The 22,578-nt window shown below is 46.0% G+C and carries 26 protein-coding genes; 19 read left to right on the top strand and 7 right to left on the bottom strand.

The features are described from left to right. Positions 1-82: 82 nt before the first annotated feature. Positions 83-946, bottom strand: coding sequence for a COX15/CtaA family protein (locus AC4EHJ_RS05455; RefSeq protein ID WP_490975622.1), 864 nt, complete (start codon positions 944-946; stop codon positions 83-85). Between the two features lie 403 nt (positions 947-1,349). On the opposite strand from AC4EHJ_RS05455, the gene cyoE reads away from it, so the two are divergent. From cyoE to AC4EHJ_RS05420, 7 genes are all read left to right on the top strand, one after another. Beyond that, positions 1,350-2,267: a heme o synthase gene (cyoE, locus tag AC4EHJ_RS05450; RefSeq protein WP_490974558.1), complete on the top strand. Its 918-nt coding sequence runs from the start codon at positions 1,350-1,352 to the stop codon at positions 2,265-2,267. 51 nt (positions 2,268-2,318) lie between these two features. Continuing rightward, a complete protein-coding gene (coxB, locus tag AC4EHJ_RS05445; protein ID WP_490974557.1) occupies positions 2,319-3,410 on the top strand; it encodes a cytochrome c oxidase subunit II in 1,092 nt (363 codons plus the stop codon). 36 nt (positions 3,411-3,446) lie between these two features. Beyond that, complete coding sequence (locus AC4EHJ_RS05440) at positions 3,447-5,330, top strand: cytochrome c oxidase subunit I (protein WP_490974556.1); 1,884 nt, start codon at positions 3,447-3,449, stop codon at positions 5,328-5,330. Then, positions 5,317-5,943 (top strand): cytochrome c oxidase subunit 3, encoded by a 627-nt coding sequence (locus AC4EHJ_RS05435; protein ID WP_490974555.1) that lies wholly within the window; start codon positions 5,317-5,319, stop codon positions 5,941-5,943. Before AC4EHJ_RS05440 ends, AC4EHJ_RS05435 begins: the two co-directional genes overlap by 14 nt. 1 nt (position 5,944) lies before the next feature. Further along, on the top strand, positions 5,945-6,277 hold the full coding sequence (ctaF, locus tag AC4EHJ_RS05430; protein ID WP_490974554.1) for a cytochrome c oxidase subunit IVB: 333 nt from the start codon (positions 5,945-5,947) through the stop codon (positions 6,275-6,277). Positions 6,278-6,435: 158 nt separating this feature from the next. After that, positions 6,436-7,359, top strand: coding sequence for a cytochrome c oxidase assembly factor CtaG (gene ctaG, locus AC4EHJ_RS05425; protein ID WP_490974553.1), 924 nt, complete (start codon positions 6,436-6,438; stop codon positions 7,357-7,359). 23 nt (positions 7,360-7,382) lie between these two features. Continuing rightward, on the top strand, positions 7,383-7,844 hold the full coding sequence (locus tag AC4EHJ_RS05420; protein WP_490974552.1) for a DUF420 domain-containing protein: 462 nt from the start codon (positions 7,383-7,385) through the stop codon (positions 7,842-7,844). 154 nt (positions 7,845-7,998) lie between these two features. On the opposite strand, the gene ytvI is transcribed toward AC4EHJ_RS05420, so the two are convergent. Together ytvI and AC4EHJ_RS05410 are read right to left on the bottom strand one after the other, a co-directional pair. Further along, on the bottom strand, positions 7,999-9,057 hold the full coding sequence (gene ytvI / locus AC4EHJ_RS05415; RefSeq protein WP_490974551.1) for a sporulation integral membrane protein YtvI: 1,059 nt from the start codon (positions 9,055-9,057) through the stop codon (positions 7,999-8,001). Positions 9,058-9,240: 183 nt separating this feature from the next. Then, positions 9,241-9,606 (bottom strand): YugN family protein, encoded by a 366-nt coding sequence (locus tag AC4EHJ_RS05410; protein ID WP_490974550.1) that lies wholly within the window; start codon positions 9,604-9,606, stop codon positions 9,241-9,243. Positions 9,607-10,344: 738 nt separating this feature from the next. Between AC4EHJ_RS05410 and AC4EHJ_RS05405 the strand changes: the two genes are divergently transcribed. Next, a complete protein-coding gene (locus AC4EHJ_RS05405; RefSeq protein WP_490974549.1) occupies positions 10,345-11,412 on the top strand; it encodes a CAP domain-containing protein in 1,068 nt (355 codons plus the stop codon). Between the two features lie 7 nt (positions 11,413-11,419). On the opposite strand, the gene AC4EHJ_RS05400 is transcribed toward AC4EHJ_RS05405, so the two are convergent. After that, a complete protein-coding gene (locus AC4EHJ_RS05400) occupies positions 11,420-11,905 on the bottom strand; it encodes a PaaI family thioesterase (RefSeq protein ID WP_490974548.1) in 486 nt (161 codons plus the stop codon). A gap of 73 nt (positions 11,906-11,978) precedes the next feature. Between AC4EHJ_RS05400 and AC4EHJ_RS05395 the strand changes: the two genes are divergently transcribed. Then, positions 11,979-12,425 (top strand): YlbF/YmcA family competence regulator, encoded by a 447-nt coding sequence (locus AC4EHJ_RS05395; RefSeq protein ID WP_135500237.1) that lies wholly within the window; start codon positions 11,979-11,981, stop codon positions 12,423-12,425. Between the two features lie 46 nt (positions 12,426-12,471). On the opposite strand, the gene AC4EHJ_RS05390 is transcribed toward AC4EHJ_RS05395, so the two are convergent. Continuing rightward, the gene (locus tag AC4EHJ_RS05390) at positions 12,472-13,392 is read right to left on the bottom strand and encodes a glycerophosphodiester phosphodiesterase family protein (RefSeq protein ID WP_490974547.1); all 921 of its coding nucleotides are present in this window, start codon (positions 13,390-13,392) and stop codon (positions 12,472-12,474) included. Positions 13,393-13,566: 174 nt separating this feature from the next. On the opposite strand from AC4EHJ_RS05390, the gene AC4EHJ_RS05385 reads away from it, so the two are divergent. Continuing rightward, positions 13,567-13,839, top strand: coding sequence for a YlbG family protein (locus AC4EHJ_RS05385; RefSeq protein WP_135500235.1), 273 nt, complete (start codon positions 13,567-13,569; stop codon positions 13,837-13,839). Here AC4EHJ_RS05385 and AC4EHJ_RS05380 read toward each other — a convergent pair whose 3' ends face one another. Next, a complete protein-coding gene (locus tag AC4EHJ_RS05380; RefSeq protein ID WP_490974546.1) occupies positions 13,840-14,220 on the bottom strand; it encodes a DUF7147 family protein in 381 nt (126 codons plus the stop codon). It abuts the gene before it with no gap. Positions 14,221-14,301: 81 nt separating this feature from the next. Between AC4EHJ_RS05380 and rsmD the strand changes: the two genes are divergently transcribed. The 3 genes from rsmD to AC4EHJ_RS05365 are packed head-to-tail and all read left to right on the top strand — an operon-like array spanning position 14,302 to position 16,428. Further along, positions 14,302-14,877, top strand: coding sequence for a 16S rRNA (guanine(966)-N(2))-methyltransferase RsmD (rsmD, locus tag AC4EHJ_RS05375; protein ID WP_490974545.1), 576 nt, complete (start codon positions 14,302-14,304; stop codon positions 14,875-14,877). Further along, positions 14,870-15,349: a pantetheine-phosphate adenylyltransferase gene (gene coaD / locus AC4EHJ_RS05370; RefSeq protein ID WP_490974544.1), complete on the top strand. Its 480-nt coding sequence runs from the start codon at positions 14,870-14,872 to the stop codon at positions 15,347-15,349. Before rsmD ends, coaD begins: the two co-directional genes overlap by 8 nt. Before the next feature lie 53 nt (positions 15,350-15,402). Further along, positions 15,403-16,428, top strand: a complete 1,026-nt coding sequence (locus AC4EHJ_RS05365) for a SepM family pheromone-processing serine protease (RefSeq protein WP_490974543.1) — start codon at positions 15,403-15,405, stop codon at positions 16,426-16,428. Here AC4EHJ_RS05365 and AC4EHJ_RS05360 read toward each other — a convergent pair. Continuing rightward, positions 16,416-17,615 (bottom strand): nucleotidyltransferase, encoded by a 1,200-nt coding sequence (locus tag AC4EHJ_RS05360; RefSeq protein WP_490974542.1) that lies wholly within the window; start codon positions 17,613-17,615, stop codon positions 16,416-16,418. The two genes, AC4EHJ_RS05365 and AC4EHJ_RS05360, sit on opposite strands and share 13 nt — an antisense overlap. 128 nt (positions 17,616-17,743) lie before the next feature. On the opposite strand from AC4EHJ_RS05360, the gene AC4EHJ_RS05355 reads away from it, so the two are divergent. The 6 genes from AC4EHJ_RS05355 to AC4EHJ_RS05330 all read left to right on the top strand — a co-directional run bounded on the left by AC4EHJ_RS05355 (position 17,744) and on the right by AC4EHJ_RS05330 (position 22,578). Next, a complete protein-coding gene (locus AC4EHJ_RS05355) occupies positions 17,744-18,277 on the top strand; it encodes a YceD family protein (RefSeq protein ID WP_490974541.1) in 534 nt (177 codons plus the stop codon). Between the two features lie 24 nt (positions 18,278-18,301). Then, positions 18,302-18,478: a 50S ribosomal protein L32 gene (gene rpmF, locus AC4EHJ_RS05350; RefSeq protein WP_490974540.1), complete on the top strand. Its 177-nt coding sequence runs from the start codon at positions 18,302-18,304 to the stop codon at positions 18,476-18,478. Between the two features lie 83 nt (positions 18,479-18,561). Then, a complete protein-coding gene (locus AC4EHJ_RS05345) occupies positions 18,562-19,314 on the top strand; it encodes an enoyl-CoA hydratase/isomerase family protein (protein ID WP_490974539.1) in 753 nt (250 codons plus the stop codon). Between the two features lie 118 nt (positions 19,315-19,432). Further along, complete coding sequence (locus tag AC4EHJ_RS05340; protein ID WP_490974538.1) at positions 19,433-20,782, top strand: acetyl-CoA carboxylase biotin carboxylase subunit; 1,350 nt, start codon at positions 19,433-19,435, stop codon at positions 20,780-20,782. After that, positions 20,779-20,994 (top strand): acyl-CoA carboxylase biotin carboxyl carrier protein subunit, encoded by a 216-nt coding sequence (locus AC4EHJ_RS05335; RefSeq protein WP_490974537.1) that lies wholly within the window; start codon positions 20,779-20,781, stop codon positions 20,992-20,994. The genes AC4EHJ_RS05340 and AC4EHJ_RS05335 overlap by 4 nt, the downstream gene beginning before the upstream one ends. 33 nt (positions 20,995-21,027) lie before the next feature. Beyond that, on the top strand, positions 21,028-22,578 hold the full coding sequence (locus AC4EHJ_RS05330) for an acyl-CoA carboxylase subunit beta (protein ID WP_490974536.1): 1,551 nt from the start codon (positions 21,028-21,030) through the stop codon (positions 22,576-22,578).

Genomic DNA, 22,578 nt, shown 5'->3' with positions numbered 1-22,578 from the left:
AAAGGCGGACTCAGCTAAACAGAACAAAAAAAGCGCCGCCGCCCCCACAAATCAGTGGAGGGCGGCGGCGCTTTTTAAATTTTTAAGATTTTTTGACTCTGCTTCTGGATACGAGAAGAACCATATAGCAAAGCAATCCGAACAGCAGTGAGATCAGCAGCGAATGCAAAAGTGCAACTACGAGGTTCAATTTAGTCAGCACGACGAGCATGCCTGTTGTTGCCTGCAGCAACACAATGATGAATGCTGTGATCCAACCCCAGTAAATCGCGCGTTGATCTTTGTAATTCTTGAATGCATGCCATGCAATATAGCCCAGCCAAATGACGATTAATCCGGCCGCAGCTCGGTGGCCCATTTGGACCCATTCAAACATATTGTTCGGCAAAGCGAACTGGTCATTGCGGCAAAGAGGCCAGTCAGAACAAATGAGGCTCGCTTCGGTATGGCGCACAAGCGCGCCTGTATAGACGACGATGTAGGAATACAATGTAACAGCGATTGTGTGGAACTTCAATTTATTGCCGATAGCCAACCGGTCGGTATCGAATTTACGGTCCACCTCAAATATCAGCAGTGTCAGCAATAAGACGGACGCAAACGAAATGAGCGAGATGCCGAAATGCAGCGCCAAGATGAAATCGCCTTGGCCCCAAAGGACTTGGGCAGCGCCGATTAATGCCTGTAGAATCAGGAAGAAAACTGCCATAGCTGCTAAGAACTTCGTTTCGCGGATATGGCCGTACTTGATCCAAGACCAGACGCCTAGAACGAGAATCAGAATTCCGACAGCGCCTGTGACGAGCCGATGGGAAAATTCAATAAGGACTTCCGCGTTGATTTCTGCCGGAATCAGTTCACCGTTGCAGCTGGGCCATGAACGGCCGCAGCCCATTCCGCTGTCGGTCTTTGTGACAAGAGCGCCGCCCAGCAAAATGAGCAACATACCGACTGTAGCCGCCACCGCAAACCATTTAATATATTTACTTTGTTGCAAGGATGCCACCTACTTTTTTCTATAGAAAACTTTTATAATATGTCCGTTGCCTGCATACTCGATAATAGCGAAAGTCATTGGAAAACACAACGGAAAATCAGCGATAGCGGAAACTTTCAAGATTTGGACATAATAGGCCTGTCCTTCACAAACTGTTCAAAAACAAATCTTTTTCTATCTTAAAATAACGTGGATACTCATGTATGATAAGAGGAGCGTATTTCTGAGACAAATTACATGAATACATCGCTTTTATCGGGAAATTTCAGTTATATGTAGAAAACGGACTGGAATTTAGATATAGTTATGGTTAGCGGAATATGCTTACAACTTTGAAAGGAGGGGGTATTATATGTCAAACGGCCGGTCTTTGTCTGCAGAAGTCCATCAGACAACTGAAACGACCACATTTATGAAAGATTTTCTCGCTTTGATAAAAATCGGAATCGTAAATTCGAATTTAATAACTGTATTCACCGGTTTGTGGTTGGCTTTTCAGTTTTCCGACAGGCATTTTCTGCAAGAGTTGGACATCCTCGTTTATACGCTGGTCGGCTCAGCATTAATAATTGCTGGTTCTGCTGCAATGAATAATTACATTGACACAGATATCGATCCGTTGATGGCGAGCAAAAGATCCCGTCCGACTGTAACAGGGAGATTCAAGCCGTCTGCTGTATTGGCACTCGCTTCATCTTTCATCGTTCTAGGCGAAGTATTTTTGTTCTCTGCTTCTGTATCAGCTGGTGTTTTAGGGATTGCAGGAATTTTGGCGTACGTCGTCCTTTATTCGATGTGGTCAAAGAGAAGGCATGTCAGCAACACAATAGTGGGGAGTATTTCGGGAGCCATCCCGCCGCTTATCGGCTGGGCTGCAGTTGAACCGGCTCTCGGCATGGGCGCTTGGGCGTTATTCTTGATCATGTTCGTTTGGCAGCCGCCGCATTTTTATGCATTGGCTATGAAACGCACAGAAGAATACCGTGCAGCGGGCATCCCTATGCTGCCAGTGGTCAAAGGTTTTCACCGCACTAAGAAATCCATGCTTGCATGGGTTTTGCTGCTGTTCCCTCTGCCATTCCTGTTAATGGATCTCGGAATAAGCTTCATCATCTTAGCGACATTATTGAATCTTGGATGGTTAGCACTTGCCATCAAAGGCTTCAAAGTGAAAGATGATTTGAAATGGGCGAAAACGATGTTCATCTATTCGTTGAACTATATGACCATCCTATTTGTATCGATGATCATCTTCGCTGTTTTCGTCTAGATCCAGCATTTCAAACAAATTCATTTAATTGAGAGAGGGGTATGAAAAGCTATGAAAAAAGGGCTCAAAAATTGGCGTCTTTTCGCTTTGTTGACAGCTTTGCTCGTCTTTCTGTCAGGATGCGGGCGTGAAGAAATCTCCACATTATTGCCTGCCGGCGAAGTAGCAAGCGATCAATTCAACATGTTGATCCTTTCATCAGCCGTTATGGCGTTTGTCATTCTTGTTGTTACTATCATCTATGTTTTGGCAATCGTAAAATTCCGCCGCTCTAAAATTGGCGAAGATGTGATTCCTGAGCAAGTTGAAGGAAGCGCGAAACTTGAATTTTTATGGACAGCTATTCCTATCGTGCTGATTTTAATCATCGCTGTTCCAACGGTATACTCCACATTCGACCTTGCGGATACGTCAACAATGGACGTAGCGGCTGAAGATGGAAGCATGACCAACCTGACTGTAAATGTAAACGCTAAATTGTACTGGTGGGAGTTTGAATACCCAGAACAAGGCATCGTCACTTCACAGGAATTAGTCGTTCCAACAGGCGAAAGAGTTTACTTCAATTTGCTAGCTGCAGATGTTAAACACTCTTTTTGGATTCCTTCTATCGGAGGGAAATTGGACGCTAACCCTGAAAACGTCAATACTTTCTACTTAACGTTCGACAAAGAATCTTCAGAACTTGAAGATGGAGTTTTCTACGGTAAATGTGCTGAGCTTTGCGGCCCTTCACACGCATTGATGGACTTTAAAGTTAAATCTCTCAGCCCGGAAGATTTCGATCAATGGGTAGCCGCAATGCAAGAGGAAGCGACACCAGCGGAAGAGACGCTTGCTCAAGAAGGCGAACAACTTTTCGGTGCTGATGGCGCGGGTTGTATTGGATGCCACGCAGTTTCTGGAGTTGGCAAAGGCGGAGCTCAGGGTCCGAACGTAGCAACATTCGGCGACCGCAACCGCGTAGCTGGAATTTTAGAACATAATGAAGAAGAAGTTAAAAACTGGATTGCTGATCCACAAAAATATAAGCCAGGCAACTTGATGCCGCAACCGGAAACTTTGAACAATGGCGAGCCATTCACAGAGCAAGAGCTTGATTCACTTGCTGCTTACTTGATGAGCTTATCAGTTGAAGAGTAAAAGTGTCGGATCTTTAAAAAAAGGGAGGTATACATTGTGAGTTCTATTGCTCAGAAAAAGGGCTTCGGTGCTACCGTTTGGGACTACATGACAACAGTAGACCATAAGAAAATCGCAATTCTGTATTTTATCTCCGGGGGATTATTCTTCGTAATCGGTGGTATCGAAGCGATGTTGATCCGAATCCAGTTGATGAAAGCCGGAAACGATTTCTTAAGCGCCGGACTATATAACGAAATTATTACGATGCATGGTACGACCATGATTTTCTTGGCCTCGATGCCATTATTGCTCGCCTTCATGAACGCCGTTATGCCTTTGCAAATCGGTGCACGTGACGTAGCATTTCCGTTCTTGAATTCACTCGGGTTTTGGCTATTCTTCTTCGGGGGGATTTTCCTAAACCTTTCATGGTTCCTAGGTGGAGCGCCTGATGCTGGTTGGACAAACTATGCATCACTGGCTATGGCTTCTAATGGGCACGGAATTGATTTTTACACACTTGGTTTGACGATTTCCGGATTTGGTACGCTGATTTCAGGGATTAACTTCCTTGTAACAATCATCAATATGCGCGCTCCGGGTATGACTTACATGAGAATGCCGCTATTCACTTGGACGACTTTTGTCGCTTCCGCTTTGATTTTGCTGGCATTCCCGCCGTTGACAATCGGCCTATTCTTCATGGTATTCGATCGCCTATTCGGCGCAAACTTCTTTGATGTAACAATGGGAGGAAACACGATCATCTGGGAACACTTATTCTGGATTTTTGGTCACCCTGAAGTATACATCTTGATCTTGCCGGCTTTCGGTATCTTCTCTGAAATCTTTGCGATCTTCTCGCGCAAACGCCTGTTCGGTTACACGGCATTGGTGTTCGCGACGATTCTTATTGGTTTCTACGGCTTCATGGTATGGGCTCACCACATGTTCACAGTTGGACTTGGGCCGACAGCAAATGCTGTTTTCGCTTTAGCGACAATGATCATTGCGGTCCCAACAGGCGTTAAAATCTTCAACTGGCTTCTTACGATTTGGGGAGGGAGCATCAGCTTTACGACGCCGATGCTATACGCAATAGCCTTCATTCCTTCGTTCGTTGCAGGTGGAGTAACGGGTGTCATGCAAGCTATGGCGCCGCTTGATTACCAATTGCACGATTCTTACTTTATCGTAGCCCACTTCCATTACGTTATCGTCGGTGGTGTTGTTCTTGCGATTCTAGCAGGTACACATTTATACTGGCCGAAAATGTTCGGAACGATGCTGAACGAAAAATTAGGAAAAGTGACATTCTGGTTCTTCTTGATTGGGTTCCATTTAACATTCTTCATCCAACATTTCCTAGGGCTTATGGGTATGCCACGCCGTGTTTACACGTTCGGAGCTAACCAGGGCTGGGATGCTTATAACATGATCAGTTCGTTCGGTGCTTTGTTTATGGCAATCGGTGTAATTGTTCTAGTTATCAACGTTATCTTGACTACTATTAAAAACGAGCGCGTCGGCAATGACCCATGGGGCGACGGCCGAACGTTGGAATGGGCTATTCCATCTCCGCCGCCATTCTATAACTTCGCCCAAACTCCTTTGGTGCGTGGTCTTGACCCATATTGGATCGAGAAAATGGAAGGCAATAAAGAAGGAATGGTATACGCCGAGCCACTTGGCGACATCCATATGCCGAACGGTTCAATTATTCCAGTCGTCATTGCTTTCGGTATGTTCGTAGCTTGTTTTGGAGCTATGTACCATATGGACGACAAAGCTTGGGCTCTTCCAGTCCTAGTAATCGGTTTATTGATCACTTTCGGTTCAATGCTACTGCGTTCACTTAAAGATGATCTTGGTTTCCACATCACAAAAGAAGAATTACTGAGAGATGCTAAAGGGGGCAATAAAGATGGATCTAAATAAAAGATATAGCCCTCAAACATGGCCGGATCATCCGGAAACGGCAACACTCGAAGGTAAAAATAAATTCGTAGGCTTCTGGCTTCTGCTTGCTGCAGAGACAGTAACGTTCGCATCTTTATTCGCTACTTACCTGGCGCTTAAAGATAAAGGGCCAAGCGGCATGGAGTTCACCGCATCCGGCTTGTTCGAACTTCCATTGGTTTTCGCAATGACAATGATTCTTTTAACTTCATCGTTGACAAGTGTTTATGCAATGTATCACATGAAAAACTATAACTTCAAAGCGATGCAGGCTTGGTTGGGTATTACAGTCCTATTGGGGCTAGTATTCCTTGGACTTGAAATTTATGAGTTCAACCACTATGTCCATTTAGGCTTCGGTTATACGAATAGTGCTTTTAGTTCAGCGTTCTATACGTTGGTCGGAACGCACGGAGCCCACGTTTTGTTCGGTTTAAGCTGGTTCATCGCATTGATGCTCCGCAACTCTAAGCGCGGCTTGAACACGTACAATGCACCAAAATTTTATTTAGCCGCATTATACTGGCATTTTATTGACGTAGTATGGGTATTTATCTTTACTGTAGTCTATTTGATGGGAGTGATCGGTTAATATGGCACACGACGTTCATACACCTACAAGATCACGTACTGAGTACGAATACATCAGACGCCAGCGTTCAAAAGAAATGCGCAGCCAATTGACGTCATTCGCGATCATGATTTTCTTGACATTGATCGCCTTTACGACAGTTTCCGCGGGCTTCTCGCCTTACCTGATTGTGCCAACGATTCTATTGTTGGCCGCAATCCAAGTAGTCTTGCAGCTTTATCATTTCATGCATTTGAGCAATAAAGGGCATGGAACAGTTGCCTTCTTTATGTTCAGCGGCATATTTGTAGCTTTCATCACGGTCCTTACTTTTGTAACGATTGTCTGGTGGTAAGACTAAACCCCTTCATCTTCATTGATGAGGGGGTTTTTCTTGCTGTCTGGAAACTATCAGCAGCCTTTCTTTTCTCAATTGTCATAGTTCGTTCATTGATATACCAAGGCTGGGGCTATATAATGGGGGTACTTGAGGTAAAAGGGAGGTCTACAGGGATGCCGATCAGTATATTTGGATTTCAGGCTTTATGGAGTCCGGTTTACTTAGGAATTCTCGTATTAATTACGATATTCTATTTTTTAGTTACGATAAAATGGAGAGGCAAGTTTAAAGACAGCGAATCTTTAAAGCCAAGAGAAGCGATTCTTTTTGTTTCCGGCATGTTGCTGATGTACGCCATCAAAGGTTCACCGATCGACCTGCTAGGGCACATCGTTTTCTCCATGCATATGGTGCAGATGGCGCTGTTGCTGTTGCTGATACCGCCATTATTGATTATGGGTATACCGACGTGGATATGGCGCCCGTTCGTCAATCTGCCTATTGTTAAACCGATTTTCGAGTTCTTTTCGAAACCGATGTTGGCATTGATTTTGTTTGGGATGGTATTTTCGTTCTACCACATTCCATTGGTTTTCGATTTTGTGAAATCGGATACTTTGCTTCATGCCCTTGCAAATCTTATTTTATTTGTTTCTGCTATATTTTATTGGTGGCCAGTGGTCAACAATCTCGAAGGAACGTACCGTTTCCACGGCTTGAAAAAATTGGCTTATCTGTTTGGACTCAGCGTCCTAATGACACCGGCTTGTGCATTGATCATTTTCAGCGGCAACCCATTCTATGCTACGTATACAGACGGAGAAGCTTGGCTGCAAGCGATGGCGTTATGTGTGCCTTCAGGGACTTTGTCGCAATTGAACTTGTCAGGGCCGGAATTGTTTTCGCCCATGTCTGCTTTAGAAGATCAGCGTACAGGCGGCATCATCATGAAGGTTTTGCAGGAGCTCGTTTTTACGGTCTTCCTATGGCTGGTGTTCTACGAGTGGCTCCGAAATGAAAACGATAATGTGGATGAAATTACCGCACAAGTGTTGCAGGACCGGAAAGATATGGCGATGCACAGACATAATGCTTAATGAAGCAAAAGGGGATCAATTGAATGAATTTGCCGTTATTACCAACTATTAGTACGTTTTTCATCGTTTTAAGCGCAGTGCTTGTGGCAATCGGCTGGTACCTTATCAGTAAACGCCGAATCAAAGCGCATAAAAAGTTTATGCTGGCTGCAGGAGCGTCTGCGCTGACATTCTTCATCATTTATGTGTCACGCACGTTATTCGTTGGAAACACCGCTTTCGGCGGCCCAGACGAACTTAAGATTTTCTACACTGTATTTTTGATTTTCCATATTACATTGGCAACAACTGGCGGGGTAATGGGCCTTTATACAATTTGGCTTGGTTTGAAGAACCGTTTGGACAAGCACCGTAAAATTGGTCCGATTACAAGCGTTATCTGGTTTTCCACGGCGATTACAGGAGTGGCGGTTTACATGCTGCTTTATGTAATCTACGAAGGCGGCCACACGACTTCAGTATTCAAAGCAATACTAGGCGGATGAAAACAAACAGCTAGTGAGAAATCGTTGATTCCTCTCAAGCTGTTTTATTTATTACCCAATAGGATATTTCTAGTACATGCATCATTGCAAAAAAGCGCTGTCCCGGAAAGCCGATTTCAAGGCTTTTGGGACAGCGCTTTTTATATTAAACAGATTAAATTTTGAAATCGACTTTGATCATTCCTGATTCACGAGCGGATGTGAACAGGATGACGATCAGTGGGCCGATGAAGAAACCGAGGAATCCGAAAAGCTGCAGGCCGATGTACATGGCGATCAATGTCGCAAGAGGGGACAGGCCAATTTGCGTGCCCATCACTTTCGGTTCGACAGTTCTCCGAATCACTAGCAGTATGAGGGCCAGGATAGCTAATTTCGTTCCAAGGACTACATTTCCAATGATGAATTGATAAATGAACCAAGGCGCTAAAACAATGATCGAACCCAAAATCGGTATGAAATCAATGAGCCAGATGAACAACGACATCGGCAGGGCGTACTCAGGAATGATGATCAGCAGCCCAATGAGCGTGACGATGAAGATGAGAACGCTCACCAAAAACTGTGCTTTTAAGAACCCGAAGATTACATGGTTCAGTCGAGCAGCCATGAACCGGACTTTTTCGGCAGTGCTTTCCTTTAATCGCTTAAACAGCAATTCTTTCAAGTTCAGCAATTCCAGCATGAAGAGGAATAGCGCAATCAAGAAAACGATGAAACTAACGAGAAATGTGGGAATCCCTGTTAAGAGATTGGTAACCGTGTCATAGTTTACGATTGTCAGAAACCAATCACGGATTCCTTCCAAAAAGCTCGCTAATTCCGTTTCAATGGAGGAAACCACTTCGACCGGCATATCTTCTGTAGAACGCAGGAAGAAACTTTGGACTTCGTTCCACATCTCAGTTAAAGAATTGGCGTATTCAGGTACCATTTTAGTGAACTGGATAATCCTACCAATCAATTGTGTGACGGTCCAGTATAAGATACCGGAAACTGCCAGTACAAAAAAAATGAAGACGGTAATAACGGATGTTTTTCGTTGCCATTTCAACCGGTTTTGCACGAAAGTGACGAGCGGTTCGAGAAAAATAGCTGTCAGCAATGCGATAATGAGCGGAATTGAGATGGGCAATATGTATACGGAAATCACGACAAGCACCGCAATAACAATCACAGTTGTAAATATGCGTTTATTGAGCCACTTAGACACAGCAATCCTCCTAAAAAGTTCTTATATTATTATAGCAATAATGGCGATTTCCAAGTAAGTCATTTCTGAAAAAATTAACCTTTATTTCTTTGCCAGGCAAAGGGAGGCAAGTTGCATTTAAAAACCTTCTAGTGGACATCAGATAAATAAAAACCGCAGTTCATGAAGAACTGCGGTTTCACATTATGCTTTGATGATAAAGCTTTCAAGATCTGTTCTGATCGCTTTTAACACTTCAGTGCTAGATTTGATCAAATGTTCAGGGAAGTGCTCGCCTTCTCCATATTCAACACCGTGCGGATAATAATGCTTGCCAATTACCGGCTTCATGACGTGCATGATTGCATCATTTGAATCGATGTCGCCTTCAACGGCATAAGCGAATACCCGAAGGTAGAAAGTGCCTTCACGAATCATGAATTTACGGTCGAAAGTTACTCGCTCGTAATCCCATTGTCCTTCTTTAGTCATACCATGTTTTCTCATAATGTCGTCTAGTAGAGCAAAGTCTACTCGAATGTCCTCAAGTCCTGTATTTTCAAAATACATAGGATCTCCTCCTCAATATCATAACTGACTATACGCTTCTTTAATAATAGATGAAAATAATGCTTGTTGCAATGGCTAGATTGTGTCAGAATACAGACGGCTGTTATAATTATCTATATAAGGTTAACTAAAGAAGTAACTTATTGAACGCCGCTCTGGACGCTTTGGGTAGAGCAAAGACGATTGCTCCTGCGCAAGCTCGTCGCAAAAGAGTTGCCGAAAGTAAATGGCACCTCCTTGGCTCTCGTAATGAGCCGGGAAGAACACCCGTCTCATTGCTAAAGACCTTCTGCTTCTGCATCGCTGCGCTAGCTCCTTGCCTAGCCCTTGGACGCGCCTCCGCTAAGATATCTCTCGATGTGGAGCAAAACAGCGGAGAAAACCTTACTGCTCCTGCATCGCTGCGCTGCTTCGTCGCAAAGACATAACCTCACTAGCTTCGGCCAATGTCTTGCCTTCGGGGCAGCATAGCGACGAGACAGCCGAGACCCTGCAAAGAGCGCAGCGACTGAGGAGGCTTGGCGCTAGCCCACGGCAAAAAACATGTGCTCATGTCCCTGTCCCTGCGACGCTGCGCTAGCTTCGGGACATTAAAGAGCGTTGCAGCACTTCGTGCTTCGTCGCAAAGGTATTTCCCTAATCCTTGGGTCAATACCTTCGTAGCTGTTTTGCGGAATATCGACTATTAAAAATGACCAGTTGAACTTAATATAAAATAGTAATTTAGGAGATGATCGATTGAAGGACTTATTGCGCATCATGATTTTTCTGTCGGTTATTCTGATTGTCTTCTTTTATTTCGATTCGTCCATTGAAGAAAATGACTTGCTGAAAGCACCGGTTACACAAGACCCGCTTCCTGCCGATGACTTAGTGGAAAATCCATTGGAGCTGGAACGGCCATCCGAGGGGCTGTCGACGTATATCGGCCAGTCTGCAGAGGAATGGCTCAACGATTATGGCGAACCTTCACGCATGGAGCCGTCTGCATTCGGCTACGAGTGGTGGGTGTATAACCAGTCGTATTCCAGCTATTTGATGGTCGGCGTCAAAGAAGGGGAGATTGTACAAGTTTATGCGGCGGGGACAGCAGCACAAGTAGAGCCGTATACCATTGGCCAGACGCTTGATGATTTGTACCGCTTTACAATAGTGGAAAACGAAATATCGGTAAAATATGACGATAGCATTTTTACATTCAATTTGGGACCTGAAGATTTGGACAGGCGCTTGCTTATCCGTTTCGAAAAAATCTATGCCCAGCTTTATATCGATGAAGAAGACCGCATCCTTGAAGCTGTGAGGTTTATGGATGCAGAAACGCTTATCAGGCATCAGCCTTATGACATGATGTTCACGGGTGACTTGCTGCCGGTCATCAAGCCTTCCTCAACCCAACAGCAATCAATTGATGCTGCGAACGCTAAACAGATTATCGACATGACCAATGTCTACAGAATCCACCACGAATTAGCACCGCTGGATGAAAATATTGCTGCCAATAAACTTGCTCAAACACATAGCGAGAATACTGCTAAGAAAAATTTCTCTTCCGGCCAGGAAGTCGAACTGGAAAGTTTGAACGTTCGGCTGGAGAATGCCGGAATCGGTTTTGAGGAAGCTGCTGAGAATACAGCGTTCCAATATTTTGACGCAGCTGAAGCAGTGCATGGCTGGATTAATTCGCCGGACCACCGCAATGCCCTGTTATCGGACCGCTTTGATGAAATCGGTGTAGGTGCGTTTGGCAAATACTATACCCAGATCATGCTAAAACCTGCAGAAGAAACCGCAGAAGCGGAATAACGGCAAGTCAGCTCTCTACGGGGACAAGGAAAAAAGAACCGGTTGCGATCGCAATGTGCTTGCCGCTGGATTCGTATATATTGCCTTCAACTACCATCGTATGGCGGCCTTGGCGGATCATGCGTGCTTCGGCTTTGATCTCGCCTTCCGACGCCACAGCCAAATAATGAATTGTTAAATTTGTTGTCACAGCGGCCATCCCTTCAACACATTTGCTGTTGGCAAGTGTACCCATGGCGGTGTCCAGAAGAACCGCAAAAATGCCGCCATGTGGTATGGCGATATTATTATGGATAAAAGCAGTGTTCGGAATGGAAACGACACTGCCATCTACGGACGTTTCGCGTTTCATGTTTAAACTGGCGCTTAAATAAGTGTTGAATTCACCATGCTGTTTTTTCTCGAAGTTCTCCAAAAAGTCGGACTGGATGTTTAAGTCTTCCGGTGTGCTGCTATCTAAAATACGCTGGAGTTGATTTGTAAGATTTTCCATGGGCCAGTCCTTTCGCTATGTATGAATGTTGTGGGATTTCTGCTATTATTGAAATGTAGAGGAGGAATTCAATATGTTCATGACTTATGAATGGGTTCAAATTACTGACTCTGCGGAAGAGTTGAGCGAACTGATTTTACAATCGGAGCAGGCGGAAACGTATCGCCAAGCCTACCGTGATGTGTATAATGATAAAAATCTTGCAGATGAAATCCAAGCTTTTGCAAGGTTGAAAGACCAATATGAAGAAGTTCAACGCTTCGGCAAATACCACCCCGAATACAGTAGGGTGATGAAACAAATCCGCGTCGACAAACGGCGCATTGACTTGAATGAACAAGTCGCTGCGCTGCGATTTGCGGAAAACGATTTACAGGATTTGATGGACCAAGTGAGCTTCATCATCGGCCGCTCGGTTTCAGAAGCCGTAAAAATCCCTTCAAGCAACCCATTCTTCTCATCCGATTCGTCTTGCGGCAGCGGGTGTGGAACAGGTGGCGGCTGTTCGTGTTCAGCTTAGAGCCTTAGCTACGAAAAAATGTGCAGCGGAGACGCTGCACATTTTTTTATTGGATTTGGTTGTTTTCAGCGTCTTTGATAGTTTGCACTGCAATGTCCGGCCGGTCTGTAATGATGCCTTTCGCGCCGGCTGCGACAAGTGTTTTAATGGCTTCCGGATCGTCGATTATCCAATAATGCACGGGAACGTTCAGATTCGACAGAAAAGCGATGAAACGCGGCAGATCCAATCGGAACATCGAAGATTTGACCGGAATTTGGAAAACGTCCGCTTTTGGCTGGTATAAATGGCCAAACTGGCTATTAAAGGCAGCATAAGCTTTCCGGACTTCATTTTCACCAGCACCGATAGCGACGCTGTTTTGCGCGTATAAATTGAAGCGGTCAATTTGCTCGTCGAAAAAGCTTGTGACAACCACACGGTCATGTGCGCCGAGCGAATCGATCAAACGCCAAAGCTTGGAAGGAATCAAACTTCCTTCATATGTCTCTGGAGAATCTTTCATATCGATGTTGATCCACATGTCCGGAAATTTTTCGATCAATTCCTTTAAAGTAACAATCGTTGCGCCTTTGCCACGGTAAGGGGTGTTTTCTTTATCATCTGCAAAACGGTAGCCCAGGTCTAGCTGGCGCAGTTCAGGCAAAGTCAAATCGGCGACGCGGCCGGCTCCGTCTGTCGTGCGGTCGAGGAATTCGTCATGGAAAACGATGATTTCTTCGTCTTTCGTCAGGCGGATGTCGATTTCAAATCCATCGACTCCAAATTCGGCAGATTTGGTGAATGCGGCCATCGAGTTTTCCGGGGCGATTGCGCTGCCCCCACGGTGTGCCAGCACGGCCGGTGTTGTAGATGTAAGTACTTTTTTGCCAGGGCGCACCTGGGGAGTTGCTATTGCCTTAGAGCCAGCCCATGCGGCAGCTCCGACTGCGACAGCGGCAATTCCTATTTTTGTCTTTTTGCCCATGCGGATAAGAGACCCCCTTGAAAATTTTACTAAAGCTATTATAGCGAATCCGGTATGTGAATGTCATTTTTAAATGAGCACGGGCACAGTGGGCATGCCATCTGCGAGGATTTCCTCAGTTGCGGCTTTTTTCTTACCTATGGTATTGTAGAAGTTAAGAAAAGAGGGATGATTATGCATGATCGCCAAGGCCTCATCGTTTATGTGCATCATTTAAAGCAAGCAAAATCATTGCGGAAATTCGGGCATGTCCATTTTATTTCCCGCAAATTGAAATATGTTGTGCTGTATATGGATCAGGATGTTATTGAAAGCACTAAAACCAAATTATCAAAATTGCCCTACGTCAAGCTAGTGCTTGAATCGCAGCGCCCGTTCCTGAAAACCGAATACGAAAACGCTAAGCCAGACAAGGCTAAGGAATACGATTACAAGATCGGCCTGTAATTATTGCATCGGCGGTATATAATGGTTTAATCGCAGAATGGCGATCAAATGGCTAAAATAAAACCGCTTTTCACCGTAAGCCGAAGAATGTTTCACGTCCATCTTAATCGGGTTATGGCCCAGTGTTTTAACGGCCTCTTCAAAAATTTCAAGGCGTTTTGAATTTTCTGGAATGCCTTCCCGGCAAATGTAGATTGGCATGAAACCGCCTTCTGAAGTCGGTTCAAATGCAGCTGCCACAGATAATGTGGATTTGCCGTTTTGTTGTTCTGAAACAAATATAAAACCGTGTTTGAAACGGTGTGAATTTGTTGTGATAAGTTCACGGAGTTCGAAGATATCTCCGTAACCTTCTCCTAATTCGATAAAGCGCTGTATCATAAAGCCACGTCCTTTCCAAAACCCATTTTACCATTAAGCACATTCTTTTCATAAGAAAATCAGTAAATAAGAGGCGATAAAATGCGTGTTGTAGCAGGATCAGTAAAAGGGATTCCGCTGAAAGCGGTTCCGGGCACTACAACTAGGCCCACGACAGACAAAGTGAAAGAATCCATTTTCAATATGATCGGCCCGTTTTTTGACGGCGGCATCGCTCTGGATCTTTTTGCAGGGAGCGGAGGGCTGGGCATCGAAGCGTTGAGCCGCGGCATTGACCGCGTGACGTTTACCGATAAAGACCGGAAAGCCATCGAAACCATCCACGCGAATCTTGAGAAGACAAGGCTTGCCGAGCGTGCGGACGTCTTCAAGGCAGATGCGGAGCGGGCGTTGAAAGCGATGCAGAAAAACGGGCTCCAAGCCCGGCTGTTGTTCCTTGACCCGCCTTACCACATGGAAAAGGCTTACGGTTTGATGGATAAAGCCGCAGAGCTTGGCCTAGTCACCGAAGACGCCATTGTGGTCTGCGAACATGACCGGGATGTGGAATTGGATGACCGCACCCGATTTTTCGAACGCTTTAAAAAAGAGCTGTACGGCAATACCATTATTTCAATTTACCGTTTTCAAGGGGAAGAGGGAGAAAAGTTTGAGTAAAATTGCAGTTGTGCCAGGAAGTTTTGATCCGATTACGATGGGCCATTTGGATATCGTCAAGCGGGCTGCCGCTATTTTTGATGAAGTCAGAGTGGTGGTCATGAATAATTCTTCAAAAAACCCATTGTTCTCGGTCGAAGAGCGCATCGCATTGATCAGTGAAGTGACAGACGCCATTCCGAACGTCAAAGTGGATTCGTTTGGCGGTTTGCTCATCGATTACGCGATTGAAGTTGAAGCCAATGCCATTGTCAGAGGGCTGCGAGCTGTGTCAGATTTCGAATATGAAATGCAGATTACTTCGATGAACAGGTTTTTGAATGAAAACATTGAAACCTTATTCATGATTTCAGGCAACCAATATTCATTCCTCAGCTCAAGCATTGTCAAAGAAGTAGCCAAATACGGCGGCAAAATCACCGGCCTTGTACCGCCGGCAGTTGAAGAAGCCTTGAAACAGAAGTACCAATAAGCCACGGCAAACGTGGCTTTTTGTCATTCAGCCTGCAAGGGGGAAGAATCGATATGGAAAAGAAGAAATTGGCATTTTTCGCCGTTGTTGTGGCATTGGCGGTTCTGCTGTCGTCATATCCGCTGGACTCCTATATTTCACAACCTGGCGGCGCGTATGAATTAGGGCCATTGGTCGAAGTGGCTGGGGGTGACGAAGACGACGAAGGGACCCTCAGCTTGATGACCATCTCGCTGCAGAAGGCCACTCCTATTTTATATGCCTTCGCCAAATTCCAAGATGGCCATAAAATCATGCCAGCGGATCAAGTCAGAAGTCCGCACGAAAGCGATGAGGAATACAATATACGCCAACTGAAAATGATGGCAGATTCCCAAGTCAATGCGCTGCAAGTTGCATTCGACATTGCAGAGAAGCCATATGAAGTGAAAAATAACGGCGTCTACGTGATGACCGTGCTGGAGGGCGGTGCCGCTGATGGAATTCTTGAAGCCGGTGATCGTGTTATTTCAGTGGATGGCAATAAATTCTCTACACAGGAAGAGTTAATCGAATACTTGGGCGGCCAGGAAGAAGGCCAGCGAGTAGAGCTTGTGTACGAAAGGGAAGACCGTGAAATCACGGACGCTGTGGAACTGGCCCCGCTACCGACCGAGCCTGAGCGGATCGGGATTGGGATTGCATTTGTTGAGAACAAGGAAATCACCACAGATCCGGAAGTGACGATTGACTCGGAAAAAATTGGCGGCCCTTCTGCTGGCTTGATGTTCACATTAGAGATTTTGAACCGGCTGCTCGATGAAGATATTACCAAAGGTTATGATATTGCAGGCACAGGCACGATGGAAAGCGACGGAACAGTGGGGCGCATCGGAGGCATCGATCAGAAAGTGATTGCCGCCGACAACCAGGATATCGAAATTTTCTTTGCCCCAGACGATGTTACTGAAGGTGCGTCGGAATCCAATTATGAGCTGGCAAAAAAAACGGCAGAAAAAATAGGCACCGATATGGAAGTGGTGCCCGTAAAAACAATTGAAGATGCTATGGACTACCTAGAACAGCTTCAGCCGAAATAAATCGGCGGCGTCGTGTATTCACGCTTCAAGTTGTCTGCGCCAAGCCCAAGAAAATACATGGAACTGGCATGAATATCGATTTCCCCCATCGGGTCCGCCAAATCGGCGGCACGGCTGATGAGTGGGAGGCCGATATTCTTTTTTTGTCCATTCAGGTAATGGCGGCCTGTTTCCGACATCCCCAAGAGCCGCAAATAGGATGGGCCTTCGAATGACCGGAGCTGGTCCCACGTGAACCCTGTATAGATGTGCGTGAGCATGCGTTGAATCCGGGTGCGGGTATAGCGCTTTGATTTAATGCGATTAATAAATCCTTCGAACGTCGGCTCCTTTTTCGCCGATTCGAAAATCAGGTATTCAATTCCTTCCGCAACTTCAGAAAAACGTTTTATGTTTTGAGGGCGTTCTTTTAAAATGCTATAGCGCAGCAGCGGATAAAATTGTGTCCAGCTGCCAAAAGCGCCGTAGTCTTGGCGAAAGGCTTTTAATGCCTCAAGGGAAGGGGCGGGTAGGTAGTTTTCAATTCCTGCCAAGGAGCCTTCTTCGAAAAAAGCGCGCCGGATGCCAGTGGCGCTCGCGATCGTCGAATCTGTATGAATCGGATCATGGTAGCCGGCGGCAATCCGCTGGATGGTCAAAGGCTTTATGGAGGAGCCGCTTTTCTGCGCAGCCTCAATATAATGAAAGCCCAAAATATTATTCGGTTTCGCCAAATCAGCAAATCCGCTGCGTGAGCCGGTGAGGCTGTGATAAGCTTCGTTCAATGCCTTCGGATAGCTGATGCCGGTCTGGACTGCTTCATGGATAGACCGTTCATAAGTTTCGCGCTGGCTGTCCAGCAGCTCCCAGGTGTTCAAAAAAGGCTCGATGCCGCCTTCTTCGCTGCCGAAACAAAAAGATTCACAGCCAGCAGCTTCCAGCAGGGCAATTGCGCCTTTTGCAAAGTCGGACGCTTGTGCGGTTGCGTAGACATATGGCAATTCGAAGACGATATCGATGCCTGAGGCAAGCGCCATTTCCGTCCTCGCCCATTTATCAGCGAACGCCGGCTCGCCGCGCTGAAGAAATTGTCCGCTCATAACGGCAATGACCACATCTGCGCCAGCCCTCTGCCGTGCTTGTTGCGCGTGGTACAGATGGCCGTTGTGAAACGGATTATATTCAACAACAATGCCTGTAGCTTTCATTTAATTCTCCCCTTTGGTAAACTTACAATACAGTTTACTGATTTCAGGAATACCCTGACAAGATTTTATCTTGACATCCTTTTCTGTACATTATACAATAAACTTTGTTGTCTTAGAGGTGATACTTTATGAAAATCGCGATTCAACAGCTTCAGAAGCATCGCAAAGACGGAATGCCAATTGACGAAACTGTTCGGCTTGATGCAGTGAAAAAACGCAATAGCGATATTCGCGAAATTTCAGCTGTGCGGGTCACAGGAAAGTGTACAGTTGGTTCACAACAAACAACGTGCAAGCTCCATCTCGAAGGTATGTTAATATTGCCTTGTGCACGAACTTGGGAAGATGTTGAATTCCCTATCGACATTGAATCGGTTGAAATTTTCTCCTGGTCCGAAAAAGACCGGGGAAACAAGGATGATAATGTTCATTTTGTAGATGCTGAAACAATTGATCTTCAGCCGATACTCGAAGAACTGGTCCTGCTTGAGATTCCGATACAAGTTTTTAAGGAAGACGCCGACGAAGCCGTTATTAAAGGCGGCAAGGATTGGTCGTACACAACAGATGAACAAGTGGAAGCCGAGAAAGCTGTAGCACCACCAAAACCGGATCCAAGACTTGCTGATTTAGCAAAGTATTTTGATCAGTCAGATGAATAGAATCATTGTAAGGAGGTGTCACCAATGGCTGTACCAGCTAGAAGAACGTCCAAAACCGTTAAAAGAAAACGCCGTACACATTTCAAATTGTCAGTGCCGGGCATGGTAATCTGCCCAAGCTGTGGCGAATCGAAATTGGCTCACCACGTCTGCAAAGCATGTGGATCATACAAAGGGAAAGAAGTTGTAGCAAGCAAATAAACCAGTATTTGCTGCTAAAAGGCTATTGAGAGGCCATGGCTCTCGATAGCCTTTTTCTCTATCCAAAAATAAGGGGTGGCAAGATGTCATACAAAATTGAATTGGCAGAAGGAATCCTGACTTTTACAATTGACCGGCCGGATATCCGCAACGCGATCAACGCAGATGTCATGGAAGGCCTTGAAACCTTAATATCAAAAGTACATACATTGAAGCCGCGTTTCGTCATCATCACAGCGTCCGGTACACAAGCATTCTGTTCCGGGGGCGATTTGTCGGTGTTTCACGAATTAAAGACAGAAGAACAGGCATATCCGATGCTAAAGCGCATGAGCGATGTTCTTTATGGCATTAAGACATTGCCTGTGCCGGTGATTGCACTCGTCAATGGCGCAGCAGTCGGCGGTGGATGCGAGATTGCCACGGCGTGCGATTACAGGCTCGTTAGGGAACACGCCAAATGCGGCTTTATACAAGGCACGTTAGCCATTACAAGCGGTTGGGGTGGCGGTACCTACTTATTGGACATGCTGCGCCATGACCATGCCTTAAAGATGCTGTGCGACGCCAAACCTTATTCAGCTAATGAGTTGCTGGAGAATGGCTGGGCGACAAAGATCATTAGAGAAGATGGGGATGTGGCGGACTTTATCCAGTCGATGAAAAAAATTCTGCCAGAAGTCCACCAAGCGTATAAGGAAATTGCCATCAGAAAATGGCAATCAACTAACCTGAAAGAACGCGTAGAAGCCGAAGTCAGTCGCTGCGCCAAGCTTTGGGCAGAAGACGCCCACCACGAAGCAGTAGATAATTTCCTGTCAAAATCCAAAAAATAAGGCTCCCGATTGTTGGGAGTCTTTTTTCTATTTAGAAAATTTTGTCCCAATAGTTGAAATCGCTTACAAAATTCGTATATGCTATAGAAGGGAGAAAAACATTGGGGGTATTTCTAATATGAAAAAAATCCTGATCGCGAACCGAGGCGAAATTGCGCGCCGCATTATCCGCACGTGCAGCCGCCTTGGCATCGAAACGGTCGCTATCCATTCCGAGGCAGATGGGGATCTGCCTTACGTTAGCGAAGCGACTGAAGCTGTATTGATCGGACCAAATCCGGTCGTGCAGTCATACCTGCAAAGTGACAAAATCATTGAAGCTGCAAAAGCGCATAACGCCGAAGCGATTCATCCCGGCTATGGGCTCCTCTCGGAAAACGCGGACTTTGCCCGTAAAGTGGCAGAAGCCGGCCTGATTTTTATCGGGCCATCCGCGGATATCATAGAAAAAATGGGCGATAAGCTCGAATCCCGCCAAACCATGGCCAAAGCAGGCGTCCCTGTAGTGCCTGGAACGGTCAATGGAGTCGCTTCAATTGAAGATGCTATTGAAGAAGCCGGTAAAATCGGCTATCCGCTGATGTTGAAAGCGAGTGCGGGTGGAGGCGGCATCGGCATGGTGCGCTGTGATAGTGAGCAAGCGCTCAGTCAGCAGTTTGCGTCTGTCAAAAACCGAGCTAAAGCGTATTTTGGCGATGATGTCGTTTACCTGGAGAAATTCATTGCCGATTCACGCCACATCGAGGTGCAAATTTTCGGGGATGAGCATGGCAACATCGTTCATTTATTCGAACGCAATTGTTCGGTCCAGCGCCGCAACCAGAAAGTGATAGAAGAGTCGCCCTCGCCGGATCTGCCGGAAGACGTGCGCCAGCGTTTATGCGACGCTGCCGTCAAAGCAGCCCAGGCAGTCAGCTATACAAACGCGGGAACTGTTGAATTTATCGTCGATAAAAACAATGAATTCTATTTTCTCGAGATGAACACACGGCTTCAAGTGGAACATCCTGTCACAGAAGAAGTGACAGGCTTCGACTTGGTTGAATGGCAGCTCGACGTGGCGACTGGCGGAACATTGCCGTCGCAGGACAGCATCCGTTCAACGGGCCATTCTATTGAATACCGGATTTATGCGGAAGACCCGAAAACCTTCTTTCCGTCGCCAGGTTTGCTGCAAACGGTCGAATGGGGAGAGGGCGCCCGCATTGAAACAGGTTATGAACAAGGCAACACCGTAACGCCGTTTTACGATCCGATGATTTCAAAAGTGATCATCACGGGCGTTGACCGGGCAGACGCTTTGAATAAATCACAGAATTTTTTCAATCATGCTACAATAGTCGGTGTTAAAACCAATTTGCCGTTATACCGAGAATTTATCGGTTCGGAACAATTCACCTCCGGCACATATGCAACTTCAGTGCTGCCGGAATGGATGGAAAAAACCAAGGAGGAACAAAAATTATGAAAGAACTTAAAGCATCAATGGCAGGAACAGTCTTAAGCGTACTTGTAGCAGAAGGGGATACAGTAACTCCTGGGCAACCTTTGGTTATGCTTGAATCAATGAAAATGGAGATTCCGGTGGAAGCTGAAGTTGGAGGCACTGTCGAGAAGGTCCATGTTGAGATAGGCAGCTTCGTCAACGAAGAGGAAACATTGGTTACAGTCGCTGAATAAGCGTGGCTTTTTTATGCTAAGGGGGCAAGTGAAATGACTAAAACAACGGAAACAACGGGGTATAATGAGCGTTTGGAACAAAAGCTCGCAACGATTTTTGCAGGCGGCCATCCCAAATACCATGAAAAAATGAAAGAAAGCAATAAATTATTCGTTCGGGATCGCTTGAAATTGCTTTTCGACGACGAAAACTACGTAGAAGACGGCCGCTTCGCAAATGTCGAAGCGGGCGATTTGCCAGCAGACGGCGTTGTTACGGCAATCGGCAAAGTCAATGGCCAGACCGTGTGTGTCATGGCCAATGATTCGACCGTGAAAGCCGGATCTTGGGGCTTCCGGACAGTGGAGAAAATCATCCGCATCCAGGAAACTGCTGAGAAAATGCAAGTTCCGATGCTTTATCTGGTCGATTCGGCAGGTGCGCGGATTACAGACCAATTGGACATGTTTCCAAACCGTAGGGGTGCGGGACGGATTTTCCATAACCAAGTGAGAATGTCCGGCATGGTGCCGCAGGTCTGCTTGTTATTCGGACCTTCTGCAGCTGGGGGAGCTTATATTCCTGCATTTTGCGACATCGTCATCATGGTCGAAGGCAATGCTTCAATGTACCTTGGCTCGCCGCGGATGGCTGAAAAAGTCATCGGCGAAAAAGTGACGCTTGAAGAAATGGGTGGGGCTCGTATGCATTGCACAGTGAGCGGAGTTGGTGATGTGTTGGTGGCGACTGAAGAAGAAGCAATATCTGAAGCCCGCCGCTATCTGCAGAACTTTCCTGCAAACTTTGCAGTTAAGCCGGAAAGAATCGAAGCGAAGGCAGCGAAAGCTGGCCGGACGCTGGAAGCGATTATTCCCGAAAACCAAAATGCGCCATTCGATATGTACGAGTTGATCGACCAATTAGTTGATGAAGGAAGCTTCTTTGACATCAAGAAATTGTTTGCGGCGGAACTGATTACGGGAATCGCCCGCATTGACGGCCAGGTGGTCGGCATCCTTGCTAACCAGCCGAAAGTCAAAGGCGGCGTGTTGTTCGGCGATTCAGCCGACAAAGGTGCGAAATTCATTAATCTATGCGACGCATTTTCGATTCCGCTCTTATTCCTAGCAGACGTGCCAGGCTTCATGATCGGTACGAAGGTTGAGCGCGCAGGCATCATTCGCCACGGTGCGAAATTCATTGCCGCAATGAGCTCAGCGACAGTGCCGAAAATCTCGGTCATCGTCCGCAAAGCATACGGCGCAGGATTATACGCCATGGCAGGCCCGGCTTTTGAACCGGATGTCTGCATCGCATTGCCGACTGCGCAAATTGCGGTAATGGGGCCGGAAGCGGCAGTCAACGCCGTTTATTCCAATAAAATCGAAGCGATCGAAGATCCGAAAGAGCGCATCAAGTATGTGCAGGAAAAACATCGCGAGTATAAAGAAGAAATCGATATCTACAAATTGGCTTCTGAATTGATCATTGATGAAATTGTGGCTCCCCATCAATTGCGGGACGTCCTGGCGCAGCGCCTATCATTCTATGAATCAAAAGAATTGCCGTTGCCATATCGAAAACATGCCATTACTCCTGTATAA

The organism is Planococcus sp. TJ-301, assembly GCF_058268475.1.
This window is presented reverse-complemented; position numbering and strand designations above follow the sequence as displayed.

Bases quoted from the DNA above. Each gene is read 5' to 3' on its own strand.
- AC4EHJ_RS05455 (WP_490975622.1), bottom strand. From the start codon at position 946: ATGTTGCTCATTTTGCTGGGCGGCGCTCTTGTCACAAAGACCGACAGC.
- cyoE (WP_490974558.1), top strand. From the start codon at position 1,350: ATGTCAAACGGCCGGTCTTTGTCTGCAGAAGTCCATCAGACAACTGAA.
- coxB (WP_490974557.1), top strand. From the start codon at position 2,319: ATGAAAAAAGGGCTCAAAAATTGGCGTCTTTTCGCTTTGTTGACAGCT.
- AC4EHJ_RS05435 (WP_490974555.1), top strand. From the start codon at position 5,317: ATGGATCTAAATAAAAGATATAGCCCTCAAACATGGCCGGATCATCCG.
- ctaF (WP_490974554.1), top strand. From the start codon at position 5,945: ATGGCACACGACGTTCATACACCTACAAGATCACGTACTGAGTACGAA.
- ctaG (WP_490974553.1), top strand. From the start codon at position 6,436: ATGCCGATCAGTATATTTGGATTTCAGGCTTTATGGAGTCCGGTTTAC.
- AC4EHJ_RS05420 (WP_490974552.1), top strand. From the start codon at position 7,383: ATGAATTTGCCGTTATTACCAACTATTAGTACGTTTTTCATCGTTTTA.
- AC4EHJ_RS05410 (WP_490974550.1), bottom strand. From the start codon at position 9,606: ATGTATTTTGAAAATACAGGACTTGAGGACATTCGAGTAGACTTTGCT.
- AC4EHJ_RS05400 (WP_490974548.1), bottom strand. From the start codon at position 11,905: ATGGAAAATCTTACAAATCAACTCCAGCGTATTTTAGATAGCAGCACA.
- AC4EHJ_RS05395 (WP_135500237.1), top strand. From the start codon at position 11,979: ATGTTCATGACTTATGAATGGGTTCAAATTACTGACTCTGCGGAAGAG.
- AC4EHJ_RS05390 (WP_490974547.1), bottom strand. From the start codon at position 13,392: ATGGGCAAAAAGACAAAAATAGGAATTGCCGCTGTCGCAGTCGGAGCT.
- AC4EHJ_RS05385 (WP_135500235.1), top strand. From the start codon at position 13,567: ATGCATGATCGCCAAGGCCTCATCGTTTATGTGCATCATTTAAAGCAA.
- AC4EHJ_RS05380 (WP_490974546.1), bottom strand. From the start codon at position 14,220: ATGATACAGCGCTTTATCGAATTAGGAGAAGGTTACGGAGATATCTTC.
- rsmD (WP_490974545.1), top strand. From the start codon at position 14,302: ATGCGTGTTGTAGCAGGATCAGTAAAAGGGATTCCGCTGAAAGCGGTT.
- AC4EHJ_RS05365 (WP_490974543.1), top strand. From the start codon at position 15,403: ATGGAAAAGAAGAAATTGGCATTTTTCGCCGTTGTTGTGGCATTGGCG.
- AC4EHJ_RS05360 (WP_490974542.1), bottom strand. From the start codon at position 17,615: ATGAAAGCTACAGGCATTGTTGTTGAATATAATCCGTTTCACAACGGC.
- AC4EHJ_RS05355 (WP_490974541.1), top strand. From the start codon at position 17,744: ATGAAAATCGCGATTCAACAGCTTCAGAAGCATCGCAAAGACGGAATG.
- rpmF (WP_490974540.1), top strand. From the start codon at position 18,302: ATGGCTGTACCAGCTAGAAGAACGTCCAAAACCGTTAAAAGAAAACGC.
- AC4EHJ_RS05345 (WP_490974539.1), top strand. From the start codon at position 18,562: ATGTCATACAAAATTGAATTGGCAGAAGGAATCCTGACTTTTACAATT.
- AC4EHJ_RS05340 (WP_490974538.1), top strand. From the start codon at position 19,433: ATGAAAAAAATCCTGATCGCGAACCGAGGCGAAATTGCGCGCCGCATT.
- AC4EHJ_RS05335 (WP_490974537.1), top strand. From the start codon at position 20,779: ATGAAAGAACTTAAAGCATCAATGGCAGGAACAGTCTTAAGCGTACTT.
- AC4EHJ_RS05330 (WP_490974536.1), top strand. From the start codon at position 21,028: ATGACTAAAACAACGGAAACAACGGGGTATAATGAGCGTTTGGAACAA.